This is a genomic window from Enterobacter cloacae complex sp. 385G4 (assembly GCF_057320665.1).
Window position 1 is genome coordinate 83,655 of sequence record NZ_JBXWDD010000003.1, and the last position, 13,494, is coordinate 97,148.

The 13,494-nt window shown below is 57.6% G+C and carries 10 protein-coding genes; 8 read left to right on the forward strand and 2 right to left on the reverse strand.

Going from position 1 to position 13,494, the window contains the following annotated elements:
• The first annotated feature begins 158 nt into the window (after positions 1 to 158).
• Genes tamA through AC2FAJ_RS10920 form a run of 3 tightly spaced genes read left to right on the forward strand, consistent with a single transcriptional unit; the run spans position 159 to position 6,012 of the window.
• On the forward strand, positions 159 to 1,892 hold the full coding sequence (tamA, locus tag AC2FAJ_RS10910) for an autotransporter assembly complex protein TamA (protein WP_045631255.1): 1,734 nt from the start codon (positions 159 to 161) through the stop codon (positions 1,890 to 1,892).
• Positions 1,889 to 5,665: an autotransporter assembly complex protein TamB gene (gene tamB / locus AC2FAJ_RS10915; RefSeq protein WP_485454123.1), complete on the forward strand. Its 3,777-nt coding sequence runs from the start codon at positions 1,889 to 1,891 to the stop codon at positions 5,663 to 5,665. The genes tamA and tamB overlap by 4 nt, the downstream gene beginning before the upstream one ends.
• A 2-nt stretch (positions 5,666 to 5,667) precedes the next feature.
• Positions 5,668 to 6,012 (forward strand): gamma-glutamylcyclotransferase family protein, encoded by a 345-nt coding sequence (locus AC2FAJ_RS10920; RefSeq protein ID WP_008501424.1) that lies wholly within the window; start codon positions 5,668 to 5,670, stop codon positions 6,010 to 6,012.
• A gap of 54 nt (positions 6,013 to 6,066) precedes the next feature.
• Here the strand turns inward: AC2FAJ_RS10920 and ppa are convergent, their stop codons facing one another.
• Positions 6,067 to 6,597 carry an inorganic diphosphatase gene (ppa, locus tag AC2FAJ_RS10925; protein ID WP_041911466.1) on the reverse strand — a complete coding sequence of 177 codons (531 nt, stop codon included), beginning with the start codon at positions 6,595 to 6,597 and terminating at the stop codon, positions 6,067 to 6,069.
• Positions 6,598 to 6,906: 309 nt separating this feature from the next.
• Between ppa and ytfQ the strand changes: the two genes are divergently transcribed.
• The 5 genes from ytfQ (at position 6,907) to AC2FAJ_RS10950 (ending at position 13,074) form a co-directional block, all read left to right on the forward strand.
• The gene (gene ytfQ, locus AC2FAJ_RS10930) at positions 6,907 to 7,863 is read left to right on the forward strand and encodes a galactofuranose ABC transporter substrate-binding protein YtfQ (RefSeq protein ID WP_021240696.1); all 957 of its coding nucleotides are present in this window, start codon (positions 6,907 to 6,909) and stop codon (positions 7,861 to 7,863) included.
• Between the two features lie 65 nt (positions 7,864 to 7,928).
• The gene (ytfR, locus tag AC2FAJ_RS10935; protein ID WP_485454124.1) at positions 7,929 to 9,431 is read left to right on the forward strand and encodes a galactofuranose ABC transporter, ATP-binding protein YtfR; all 1,503 of its coding nucleotides are present in this window, start codon (positions 7,929 to 7,931) and stop codon (positions 9,429 to 9,431) included.
• 10 nt (positions 9,432 to 9,441) lie between these two features.
• Entirely contained in the window at positions 9,442 to 10,467 is a 1,026-nt protein-coding gene (gene ytfT / locus AC2FAJ_RS10940) for a galactofuranose ABC transporter, ATP-binding protein YtfT (protein WP_162268710.1), read from the forward strand.
• Entirely contained in the window at positions 10,454 to 11,434 is a 981-nt protein-coding gene (gene yjfF / locus AC2FAJ_RS10945) for a galactofuranose ABC transporter, permease protein YjfF (RefSeq protein ID WP_041911463.1), read from the forward strand. Before ytfT ends, yjfF begins: the two co-directional genes overlap by 14 nt.
• A 68-nt stretch (positions 11,435 to 11,502) precedes the next feature.
• Positions 11,503 to 13,074, forward strand: a complete 1,572-nt coding sequence (locus AC2FAJ_RS10950; protein WP_485454125.1) for a methyl-accepting chemotaxis protein — start codon at positions 11,503 to 11,505, stop codon at positions 13,072 to 13,074.
• Here AC2FAJ_RS10950 and AC2FAJ_RS10955 read toward each other — a convergent pair.
• Positions 13,046 to 13,402, reverse strand: coding sequence for a helix-turn-helix domain-containing protein (locus AC2FAJ_RS10955; RefSeq protein ID WP_041911461.1), 357 nt, complete (start codon positions 13,400 to 13,402; stop codon positions 13,046 to 13,048). The two genes, AC2FAJ_RS10950 and AC2FAJ_RS10955, sit on opposite strands and share 29 nt — an antisense overlap.
• Between the last annotated feature and the right edge of the window lie 92 nt (positions 13,403 to 13,494).

The following is a 13,494-nucleotide window of genomic DNA, read 5'->3' on the forward strand; positions in this document are numbered from 1 at the left end:
AAATGCGCTGAATGAGACTAGATTTAATCATAAGAAATATTTGGGTGTTACACCCGTTTTCAACCCACGATTTGGGTTTTTGGCTTCCGGGCCGTATTTTGCCGCACGGCGGCGCTTCATTTGCTTCCAGGGTGGAAAAGGGATATTCAGGAGAAAACGTGACAAAAATCCGCCAGTTATGTTTAGTCAGTGTATTGCTGACAAGCGGGGTTGCCAGCGCGGCGAATGTCCGTTTGCAGGTTGAGGGGTTATCCGGGACGCTGGAAAAAAACGTGCGTGCGCAGCTGTCGACCATCCAGAGCGATGAGGTGACGCCGGACCGGCGTTTTCGCGCGCGCGTGGATGACGCGATCCGTGAAGGGCTAAAAGCGCTGGGGTATTACGAACCCACCATTGATTTCGATCTCCGCCCGCCGCCAAAGAAGGGGCGTCAGGTGCTTATTGCCCGCGTCTCGCCGGGCGAGCCGGTGCTGATTGGCGGCACGAACGTCATCCTGCGCGGCGGCGCGCGTACCGACCGCGACTACCTGGACCTGCTCAGCACGCGGCCGAAAATCGGCACCGTGCTCAACCACGGTGACTACGACCACTTCAAAAAAGAGCTGACGAGCGTCTCTCTGCGTAAGGGCTACTTCGACAGCCAGTTCAATAAAAGCCAGCTGGGCATCGCGCTGGAGCGACGTCAGGCCTTCTGGGATATTGACTACGACAGCGGTGAGCGCTACCGCTTTGGCGATGTAACGTTTGAAGGTTCGCAAATTCGTGAAGAGTATCTGCAAAACCTCGTGCCGTTTAAAAAAGGCGACTACTACCAGTCGAGCGATCTGGCGGAGCTGAACCGTCGCCTCTCCGCTACCGGCTGGTTTAACTCCGTGGTTGTCGCACCGGAATTTGATAAGTCTCGCAAAACCAAGGTGTTGCCGCTGCATGGCGTTGTCTCGCCGCGCACCGAGAACACCATTGAGACCGGTGTTGGCTACTCGACAGACGTCGGTCCGCGCGTGAAGACCTCCTGGAAAAAGCCGTGGATGAACTCCTACGGCCACAGCCTGACCACCAGCGCCAGCATTTCCGCGCCGGAACAGCAGCTTGATTTCAGCTATAAAATGCCGCTGCTGAAAAACCCGCTTGAGCAATATTACCTTTTGCAGGGCGGCTTTAAGCGTACCGATTTGAACGATACCGAGCAGGACTCGACAACGCTTGCGGTTTCACGCTTCTGGGATCTCTCCAGCGGCTGGCAGCGCGCCATTAACCTGCGCTGGAGCCTTGATCACTTTACCCAGGCAAACGTCACCAATACCACTATGCTGCTTTATCCGGGCGTGATGATCAGCCGCACCCGCTCGCGCGGCGGCCTGATGCCAACCTGGGGTGATTCACAGCGTTACTCTATCGACTACTCCAATACGATGTGGGGCTCTGACGTCGACTTCACGGTGGTGCAGGCGCAAAACGTCTGGATCCGCACGCTGTATGACAAACACCGCTTTGTGATGCGCGGCAATCTCGGCTGGATTGAGACGGGTGATTTCGAGCGCGTTCCGCCGGATCTGCGCTTCTTCGCCGGGGGCGACCGCAGCATTCGCGGGTATAAGTACAAATCGATCTCACCTGAAAACGAAAAAGGCCAGCTGACCGGGGCATCCAAACTGGCGACCGGATCGCTGGAGTATCAGTACAACGTCAGCGGCAAGTGGTGGGGCGCCATGTTTGTTGACGGTGGTGAAGCGGTGAACGATATCCGCCGCAGCGACTTTAAAACTGGTGCAGGCGTGGGCGTACGCTGGCAATCACCCGTCGGGCCCATCAAGCTCGATTTCGCCGTGCCGGTGGGCGACAAAGATGAACACGGATTACAGTTTTACATCGGTCTGGGGCCTGAATTATGAGTTTATGGAAGAAAATAAGCCTCGGGGTGCTGATTTTTATCGTGCTGCTGCTCGGTACGGTGGCGTTTCTGGTGGGAACGACGACCGGGCTGCATCTGCTGTTTAACGCCGCGAACCGTTGGGTGCCGGGGCTGGAAATTGGTCAGGTAACGGGCGGCTGGCGCGACCTGCGTCTGAAGAACATCCGCTACGAGCAGCCGGGCGTGGCGGTCAACGCCGGGGAATTTCATCTCGCGGTGAAGCTGGGCTGCCTGCGGGACAGCAAGCTCTGCGTAAACGATCTGTCGCTAAAAGACGTCAACGTGGCGGTAGACTCAAAGAAAATGCCGAAGTCTGCGCAGGTTGAGGAAGAGGACAGCGGCCCGCTGAATCTCTCCACGCCGTACCCGATTGCGCTCTATCGGGTGGCGCTCGATAACGTCAATATCAAAATCGACGACACCACCGTTTCGGTGATGGATTTCACCTCCGGTCTGCGTTGGCAGGAGAAAAACCTCACCCTGACGCCAACCTCGCTGCAAGGGTTGCTGATTGCGCTGCCGAAAGTGGCGGACGTGGCGCAGGAAGAGATCGTCGAACCGAAGATCCAGAACCCGCAGCCGGAAGAGAAGCCGCTGGGCGAAACGCTGAAAGAACTCTTCTCGAAGCCTGTCCTGCCTGAAATGACCGACGTGCATCTGCCGCTGAACCTCAACATTGAGGAGTTCAAAGGCGAACAGCTGCGCCTGACCGGCGACACCGATCTGACGGTCTTTAACATGCTGCTGAAAGTCAGCAGCATTGACGGCAACATGAAGCTCGACGCGCTGGATATCGACACCAACCAGGGCTCGGTGAACGCGTCAGGCAACGCCCTGCTGCGCGACAGCTGGCCGGTGGATATCACCCTCAATAGCGCCCTGAATATCGACCCGCTGAAGGGCGAAAAAGTGAAGGTTAAAGTGGGCGGGGCGCTGCGCGAGAAGCTGGATATCGGGGTGAATCTCTCCGGCCCGGTAGACATGGCCCTGCGCGCGCAAACCCAGCTGGCGGAAGCCGGGCTGCCGCTCAATCTTGAGGTTGTCAGCAAGCAGCTTTACTGGCCGTTTACCGGCGAAAAACAGTATCAGGCCGACGATCTGAAGCTGAAGCTGAGCGGCAAAATGACCGACTACACGCTCTCGTTCCGCACTGCGGTGAAGGGGCAGGGCGTGCCGCCCGCGACCATCACGCTGGATGCAAAAGGCAACGAACAGCAGGTTAACCTCGACAAGCTGACCGTCGCGGCGCTGGAAGGCAAAACGGAACTGACCGCGCTGCTCGACTGGCAGCAGGCGATCAGCTGGCGCGGCGAGCTGAAGCTGACGGGAATTAACACCGCCAAAGAGGTGCCGGACTGGCCGTCGAAGCTGGACGGGCTGATCAAAACCCGCGGCAGCCTCTACGGCGGCACGTGGCAGATGGACGTGCCGGAAATCAAGCTCACCGGGAACGTGAAGCAGAACAAGGTGAACGTTGAAGGCTCGGTGAAGGGCAACAGCTACCTGCAGTGGATTATCCCGGGACTGCACGTGGCGCTGGGCCGCAACACGGCGGATATCAAAGGCGAGCTGGGGGTAAAAGATCTCAATCTTGACGCCACCATCGACGCGCCGAATCTGGATAACGCCCTGCCGGGTCTGGGCGGTACGGCGAAAGGACTCGTGAAAGTGCGCGGCACCGTGGACGCGCCGCAGCTGCTGGCAGATATCACCGCCAACAATCTGCGCTGGCAGGAGCTGAGCGTTGCCCGCGTCCGCGTGGAAGGGGATGTGAAATCCACCGATCAGATCGGCGGCAACCTGAACCTGCGCGTGGAGCGCATTTCCCAGCCGGACGTGAACATTAGCCTGGTGACTCTGGACGCCAAAGGGAACGAGAAGCAGCACGACCTCCAACTGCGCGTGCAGGGCGAGCCCGTCTCCGGCCAGCTTCACCTGACCGGCAGCTTTGACCGGAAGGAAACGCGCTGGAAAGGAACGCTGGACAACACTCGCTTCAACACCCCGGTGGGGCCGCTGGCGCTCTCGCGCTCCATTGCGCTGGACTACCGCAACGCCGAGCAGAAGATCAGCATCGGGCCTCACTGCTGGACCAACCCGAACGCGGAGCTGTGCGTGCCGCAGACCATTGATGCGGGGGCGGAAGGGCGCGCGCAGATCAACCTGAACCGCTTCGATCTGGCGATGCTGAAACCGTTTATGCCGGACACCACGCAGGCCAGCGGCGTCTTCAGCGGGAAAGCCGATGTCGCCTGGGACACCACCAAAGAGGGGCTTCCACAGGGCAGCGTCACGCTTTCCGGGCGCAACGTGAAGGTGACGCAGGAAGTCAACGACGCGCCGCTGCCGGTGGCCTTCGACACTCTGAACGTGAGTGCAGACCTGCATAACAACCGTGCGGAGCTGGGGTGGCTTATCCGTCTGACCAACAACGGCCAGATGGACGGGCAGATACAGATTACCGATCCGCAGGGGCGGCGCAATCTGGGCGGCAACGTCAATATTCGTAACTTCAACCTGGCGATGGTCAACCCGATCTTCGCCCGCGGGGAAAAAGCCGAGGGCATGGTAAATGCCAACCTGCGCCTGGCGGGCAACGCGCAAAGCCCTCAGCTGTTCGGCCAGCTGCGGCTCAGCGGTGTGGATATCGACGGTAACTTTATGCCATTCGATATGCAGCCCAGCCAGATTGCGATGAACTTCAACGGCATGAGCTCGACGCTGAACGGCTCGGTATTAACTCAGCAGGGGCAAATCAACCTGAGCGGCGACGCGGACTGGAGCCAGCTCGACAACTGGCGCGCCCGTATTGCCGCGAAAGGCAGTAAGGTGCGCATTACCGTACCGCCAATGGTGCGCCTGGACGTCTCGCCGGACGTGGTCTTTGAGGCGACGCCAAGCCTCTTCACCCTGGATGGCCGCGTGGACGTGCCGTGGGCGCGTATCGTGGTTCACGAGGTGCCGGAAAGCGCGGTCGGCGTCTCCAGTGATGAAGTTATGCTCAATGAAAATCTGAAACCTGTCGAACAGAAGAGCGCTGGCATACCGATTAATAGTAACCTTATCGTGCACGTGGGAAATAACGTGCGGTTGGATGCGTTTGGGCTGAAGGCGAGGCTCACGGGCGACCTGAAAGTGGCGCAGGATAAACAAGGGCTTGGCCTCAATGGGCAGATCAATATTCCTGAAGGGCGTTTCCATGCCTATGGTCAGGATCTGATTGTCCGTAAAGGCGAGCTGCTGTTCTCCGGCCCACCGGATCAACCGCTGTTGAACATCGAAGCGATTCGTAACCCGGAAGCGACGGAAAACGACGTCATTGCTGGCGTACGCGTCACCGGCTCTGCCGACGAACCGAAGGCGGAGATCTTCTCCGACCCGGCGATGTCGCAGCAGGAAGCCCTCTCTTATCTGCTGCGCGGACAAGGTCTGGACAGCGGACAAAGCGACAGTGCGGCGATGACCTCAATGTTGGTCGGTCTGGGGGTTGCACAAAGTGGGCAGGTTGTGGGTAAAATCGGCGAGACGTTCGGCGTAAGCAATCTGGCGCTGGACACCCAGGGCGTGGGTGACTCCTCGCAGGTGGTGGTCAGCGGCTATGTACTGCCGGGTCTGCAGGTAAAATATGGTGTGGGGATCTTTGACTCACTGGCAACACTCACGTTACGCTATCGCCTGATGCCTAAGCTATATCTGGAAGCAGTGTCCGGCGTAGACCAGGCACTTGATCTGCTCTATCAGTTTGAGTTTTAGCAATGCGAATATTTGTCTACGGCAGTTTACGAACCAGGCAAGGCAACAGTCACTGGATGACCAATGCCCAGCTACTGGGGAATTACAATATCGAGAACTACCAGTTGTACAGCCTGGGCCACTATCCAGGCGCGGTTCCCGGCGAAGGAACAGTACAGGGTGAAGTTTATCGTATTGATAATGCTACACTTGCCGAACTTGATGCCTTGCGCACCAGGGGCGGTGAATACGCTCGCCAGTTGATCCAGACACCGTACGGAAGCGCGTGGATGTATGTCTACCAGCGTCCGGTCGACGGGTTAACGCGGATTGTAAGCGGTAACTGGTTAGACAGAGACCAGTACTGAAAAACGACAACGCCACCGTGAGGTGGCGTTGTTTTTTGTGTCTGGCAGTAAGAATTACTTCTTAGCAGCGCGTTCGAAGGAGGCGATGATTTCTGCTTTCGCCGCTTCTGCGTTGTCCCAGCCGTCAACCTTAACCCATTTACCTTTTTCGAGGTCTTTGTAGTGCTCGAAGAAGTGGGCGATCTGCGCTTTCAGCAGCTCTGGCAGGTCATTCACATCTTTAATGTGATCGTACTCTTTGCTCAGCTTGGTGTGCGGTACCGCAACCAGCTTCGCATCTTCACCCGCTTCGTCAGTCATCTTCAGCACGCCAACAGGACGGCAGCGAATGACGGAGCCTGGCTGCAGTGGGTATGGCGTTGGAACCAGTACGTCAACCGGGTCACCGTCCAGAGACAGGGTGTGGTTGATGTAGCCGTAGTTGCACGGATAGAACATGGCGGTAGACATGAAACGGTCAACGAACAGCGCACCGGTGTCTTTGTCGATTTCGTATTTGATTGGATCTGCGTTGGCCGGGATTTCAATAACAACGTAGATGTCTTCTGGCAGTTCTTTACCCGCTGGGACGTTGAGTAAGCTCATGTCGGTGTCCTTTAAAATGGATGGTAAACAAGTGGCAGGTATTATAGCCAACTCACGCTGAATGTCTCCGCCTCTTTTCGCTTTCTCTCCCCGCAAGCCCCACTTTTCAGACCGTTTCCATGACAGGAAAATCCATAAACTCAGCCGCATTTTTAATGGTGAAATGAAAGCGATTACAAACTTGTGATTAACATTTTATTCACTTTCCTGAAGTGTGATGTAACGCAATTCGTTACATATTTCATTGGCTATAGTCATTTCGCAGAACATCTTTTAACCAACAATAAACACCCCTACGAGGACGCTCATATGTGGAAGCGCTTACTTCTTGTCACAGCAGTTTCGGCAGCCATGTCGTCTATGGCGATGGCCGCTCCCTTAACCGTAGGTTTTTCGCAAGTTGGCTCTGAATCCGGCTGGCGTGCGGCGGAAACCAACGTTGCGAAAAGCGAGGCTCAGAAACGCGGCATCACCCTGAAAATCGCCGATGGTCAGCAAAAGCAGGAAAACCAGATCAAAGCCGTGCGCTCGTTTATCGCCCAGGGCGTGGATGCCATCTTTATTGCGCCAGTGGTGGCGACCGGCTGGGAACCGGTTCTGAAGGAAGCGAAAGACGCTGAAATTCCGGTTTTCCTGCTCGACCGTTCCATCGATGTTAAAGACAAATCTCTCTATATGACCACCGTCACCGCTAATAACGTGCTTGAAGGGCAGTTAATTGGCGACTGGCTGATTAAACAGGTCGACGGCAAGCCGTGTAACGTCGTTGAACTGCAGGGCACCGTCGGCGCGAGCGTGGCCATCGACCGTAAGAAAGGCTTTGCTGAGGCCATTGCCAAAGCGCCAAACATCAAGATTATCCGCTCCCAGTCCGGCGACTTTACCCGCAGTAAGGGTAAAGAGGTCATGGAGAGCTTTATCAAGGCTGAAAACAACGGCAAGAATATCTGCATGGTTTACGCCCACAACGATGACATGGCGATCGGGGCGATTCAGGCGATTAAAGAAGCGGGCCTGAAGCCGGGCAAAGATATCCTCACCGGCTCTATCGACGGCGTGCCGGACATCTACAAAGCGATGATCGACGGTGAAGCCAATGCCAGCGTCGAGCTGACGCCGAACATGGCGGGCCCGGCATTCGACGCGCTGGAGAAATTCAAGAAAGACGGCACGATGCCTGAGAAGGTGACCGTCACCAAGTCCACGCTCTACCTGCCTGATACAGCGAAAGAAGAGTTAGAGAAGAAGAAAAATATGGGCTACTGATCCAGTGAAATTGCCGGGTGGCGCTGCGCTTACCCGGCCTACGGGAACGTGCCGGGGACGTGAATATGAAAACTGAACAACACCAGGAAATCCTCCGCACAGAGGGCTTGAGTAAATTCTTCCCCGGCGTAAAGGCGCTGGATAGCGTTGATTTCAGCCTGCGGCGCGGTGAGATCATGGCGCTGCTGGGCGAGAACGGCGCGGGAAAATCGACGCTGATCAAATCGCTGACCGGCGTTTATCACGCCGATCGCGGCACCATCTGGCTGGAAGGCAATGCCATTTCGCCAAAAAATACCGCCCACGCCCAGCAGTTGGGGATCGGGACGGTTTACCAGGAAGTGAACCTGCTGCCGAATATGTCGGTGGCAGACAACCTGTTTATTGGCCGCGAGCCACGCCGCTTTGGCCTGCTGCGCCGCAAAGAGATGGAGGCGCGCGCCACGAAGCTGATGGAGTCCTACGGCTTCTCCCTCGACGTCCGCGAGCCGCTGAACCGCTTTTCCGTGGCGATGCAGCAGATCGTCGCCATCTGTCGCGCGATCGATCTCTCTGCGAAGGTGCTGATCCTCGATGAACCCACCGCCAGCCTCGATACCCAGGAAGTGGAGATGCTCTTCACCCTGATGCGCCAGCTGCGCGATCGGGGCGTGAGCCTGATCTTCGTCACGCACTTTCTCGATCAGGTGTATGAGGTGAGCGACCGCATTACGGTGCTGCGCAACGGCAGCTTTGTCGGCTGCCGCGAAACCCGCGAGCTGCCGCAGATCGAGCTGGTGAAAATGATGCTGGGCCGCGAGCTGGAAACCAACGCGCTCCAGCGTGCGGGCCGCACGTTGCTGAGCGAAAAACCGGTTGCCGCGTTCAGCGATTACGGCAAGAAAGGCGTGATATCGCCGTTTAACCTTGAGGTGCGTCCCGGCGAAATTGTCGGGCTGGCGGGCCTGCTGGGCTCGGGCCGAACCGAAACCGCCGAGGTGATCTTCGGGATCAAGCCTGCCGACAGCGGCACCGCGCTGATCAAGGGCAAACCGCAAACCCTGCGATCGCCGCATCAGGCCTCCTGTCTGGGCGTTGGCTTCTGCCCCGAAGACCGGAAAACGGACGGCATCATTGCCGCCGCCTCGGTGCGGGAAAATATCATCCTGGCCCTGCAGGCCCAGCGCGGCTGGCTACGCCCGATCCCACGTAAAGAGCAAAACGCCATCGCCGAGCGCTTTATCCGCCAGCTCGGCATCCGCACCCCGAGCGCGGAACAGCCGATTGAATTTCTCTCCGGCGGTAACCAGCAGAAGGTGCTGCTCTCCCGCTGGCTGCTGACCAAACCGCAGTTCCTGATCCTTGACGAGCCGACGCGCGGTATCGACGTGGGCGCGCACGCCGAAATTATCCGGCTTATCGAAACGCTCTGTGCGGACGGGCTGGCCCTGCTGGTTATCTCATCCGAGCTGGAGGAGCTGGTGGGCTATGCCGATCGCGTCATCATCATGCGCGATCGCAAACAGGTGGCAGAGATCCCACTGGATAAACTGTCCGTTCCGGCAATCATGAATGCCATCGCGGCGTAAGGAGTGAATCGTGATGTCCCGTTCGCTTTCGCAAACCGGTGAGTCAAAGCGCCGCTTTAGCTGGCCAACCGGCACGCCGCAAATTGCAGCGCTGCTGGTGGTGCTGCTGGTAGATAGCCTTGTCGCACCGCATTTCTTCCAGATTATTGTTCAGGATGGCCGCCTGTTTGGCAGCCCGATCGATATTTTAAACCGCGCCGCGCCCGTGGCGCTGCTGGCGATTGGAATGACGCTGGTGATCGCCACCGGCGGAATAGATCTCTCCGTCGGCGCGGTGATGGCTATCGCCGGGGCCACGGCAGCCTCCATGACCGTGGCCGGTCACAGCCTGCCGGTGGTACTGCTGGCGGCCTTAGGCACCGGCGTGCTGGCCGGACTATGGAACGGCATTCTGGTGGCGGTGCTTAAAATTCAGCCCTTTGTCGCTACGCTGATCCTGATGGTGGCCGGGCGCGGGGTCGCACAGTTGATCACCTCGGGGCAGATTGTCACCTTCAACTCTCCGAGCCTGGCGTGGCTTGGCAGCGGTAACCTTCTGTTCTTCCCGACGCCGGTGATTATTGCCCTGGTCACGCTTATTGTCTTTTGGCTCTTCACCCGCAAAACGGCGCTCGGCATGTTTATTGAGGCGGTGGGGATCAACATTCGCGCCGCGCGCAACGCCGGGGTCAACACCCGCCTGATGGTGATGCTGACCTACGTGCTGAGCGGCGTCTGCGCCGCCATTGCCGGTGTCATCGTCGCCGCCGATATTCGCGGGGCCGATGCCAATAACGCCGGACTCTGGCTGGAGCTGGATGCGATCCTCGCGGTGGTGATCGGCGGCGGATCGCTGATGGGCGGGCGCTTTAACCTGCTGCTCTCGGTGATCGGCGCGCTGATCATTCAGGGCATGAACACCGGGATCCTGCTGTCGGGATTCCAGCCGGAACTCAACCAGGTGGTAAAAGCGGTAGTTGTACTCTGCGTGCTGATCGTCCAGTCGCCGCGCTTTGTCAGCATCATTAAGGGGATCCGTGGCCATGATAAAACGTAATTTACCGTTAATGATCACGCTGGGCGTGTTTGTGCTGGGGTATCTCTACTGCCTCACGCAGTTCCCCGGTTTTGCCTCAACGCGCGTGATCTGCAACATTCTGACGGACAACGCCTTTTTAGGCATTATCGCCGTCGGCATGACCTTTGTGATCCTCTCCGGCGGGATCGATCTCTCCGTCGGCTCGGTGATCGCGTTCACGGGGGTATTCCTTGCGAAGGCGATCGGCTTCTGGGGCATCTCGCCGCTGGTGGCGTTTCCGCTGGTGCTGGTGATGGGCTGCGCGTTTGGCGCCTTTATGGGGCTTCTGATCGACGCGCTGAAAATTCCGGCCTTTATCATCACGCTGGCCGGGATGTTTTTCCTGCGCGGCGTAAGTTATCTGGTTTCTGAGGAGTCGATTCCGATTAACCATCCGGTGTATGACACGCTCTCCAGCCTGGCGTGGAAAATTCCCGGCGGCGGTCGCCTGAGCGCGATGGGGCTGCTGATGCTGGGGGTGGTGGTGATTGGTATTTTCCTTGCCCACCGAACCCGGTTTGGCAATCAGGTTTATGCTATTGGCGGCAACGCCACGTCGGCCAACCTGATGGGGATCTCAACCCGCAGCACCACCATCCGCATCTATATGCTCTCGACCGGCCTGGCAACGCTGGCGGGTATTGTCTTCTCAGTTTATACCCAGGCGGGCTATGCCCTTGCAGGCGTCGGCGTCGAGCTGGATGCGATTGCCTCGGTGGTTATCGGCGGCACGCTGCTCAGCGGCGGGGTAGGGACGGTGCTGGGGACGCTGTTCGGCGTCGCGATTCAGGGGCTGATACAAACCTATATCAACTTTGACGGCACGCTCAGTTCGTGGTGGACGAAGATCGCCATTGGCATTCTGCTGTTTATTTTTATTGCCCTGCAACGCGGTCTGACGGTGCTTTGGGAGAATCGTCAGAGTTCGCCTGTAACACGTGTATAAATATTCTCCGGTAGCGGCCGATAATCTTATTTTATGCCCAGAAATATCTCGCTACCGGAAATAATATCATGCTTAAAACGCTATCGATTCGTACCGGCTTGCTCTCTTTACTGGCCGTTATGACCCTTCTGCTGCTGATTGTCAGCGGCATCGGCATTTATGCCCTCACACAGAGTTCTTCCTCACTGCAGCGCATTAATCGCCTTCAGGGTGAGCAGATGGTGCAGCTGAATACCGGCTATACGCTGATCCTGCGCGCGCGCAATGAGGCGGGTCAGGCCGTCCGCATGATGGAAATCGGCATGCTGGACGATGCGGCCAAAGCGGTAAAAAACATCAATCAGGAAGTCGCTCTGGCCCGGAAAACGTTAAAAGGCGTGATTGACGGCGGCGTGGCTGACGAACAGGGGCAGCAGCTCCTCGACAAAGTCGCGGCCAGCCTGGCGACGTATAACCAGCAGGGGATCGGCCCGATGCTGAAAACCCTGAATGACCAGAGTGCAGACAGCTATTACGATCTGCTGGAGAACACGCTGATTCCGGTGGCGAAGCAGTTCGATAACGACATGCAGGCGTTTCAGAAATGGAGCGAAGCGCGAGGTCAGGCGGAAGTGCGTGCCGTACAGGCGAGTAAAACCCGCGTGCTGATCCTGATTATTGTCGCTGCGCTGCTGACGGCGGGCATTATCGCGCTCGCCTGGCTGGCGCTGCGCCATATGCTGCTCAAGCCGCTCTCGGCGTCGATTGCTCAGCTGGAGAACGTGGCAGCGGGCGATTTAACCCACACGCTGAATGCCCCGGCGAGCCAGGAGTTTAACCGCCTCAACGCGGCGATAGAGGAGATGCGTCAGTCGCTGATGAGCTCGGTTCTGCGGGTTCGCGATGCCAGCTCGCAAATTGATACCGGCAGCCGCGAGCTGACGGCGGGGAACCGGGATCTTGCCGAGCGCACCGAATCCACCGCCACGTCGCTGGAGCAGACCGCCGCCAGCATGGAGCAGATCACCGCCACGGTGAAGCTTAACGCCGACAACGCCGAGCAGGCGCACCAGCTGGCGAAGTCTGTTTCCGACACCGCCGATCACGGCAGCGAAATGGTCTGCTACGTGATTGAAAAAATGCGCGATATCTCCGGCAGTTCGGCGCGCATCGCCGACATCCTGAGCGTGATTGACGGTATTGCCTTCCAGACCAACATTCTGGCGCTTAACGCCTCCGTGGAAGCGGCGCGCGCGGGCGAGCAGGGACGCGGGTTTGCCGTGGTCGCCGGTGAAGTCCGCAACCTTGCCAGCCGCAGCGCCGACGCGGCGAAAGAGATCCGCTCTCTGATCGGCGATTCGCAGGCCCACGTTAACGAGGGCAGCGAGCTGGCCCAGCAGGCGGGTGAAACGATGGATGAGATTGCCACCGAAGTGCTGCGCATGACCAAACTGATGCGCGAAATTGCCACCGCGTCTCAGGAGCAGAGCCGCGGCATCGAGCAGGTGAATATTGCGGTGAACCAGATGGATGAAACCGCGCAGCAGAATGCGGCGCTGGTGCAGCAATCCTCCGCCGCGACCCGCTCCCTTGAGGAGCAGTCGCGTCAGCTGATGGAAGCCATGTCATCATTTAAAGTGACGGCTCAGACTGCGGCATAATATTTCCCAGCCCCGGTGCGTTCTGTGCCGGGGCTTTATTTCTCGCGGAATTTACTGCCGCAATATTATCGTGAATATCACCCATTAATAATTCCAGCGAGTTGGTTAACGCTAACGCTTTTTCAGTCGGCTCGAGATATAAACCTTTGCGAAAAAATAACGGCTCATCAAACAGTTGATTAAAACGCTTCAACGCCAGGCTCACCGCAGGACGGGACATCTCCAGGCGCAAAGAGGCTTTTGCCATACTGCCGCAGCGGACGACTTCAATAAATACAGGGATAAGATTTAAATCAATGCCGGTATTAGCCCGGGAATAATTTTTCATTGCAATTCTGCTCCAGGAAATAAATGTCAAACTGTTATGGAAATAATGCAGGAGCAGGGGTGAAGATTAAAGCGTGATTTTTATAAACACTT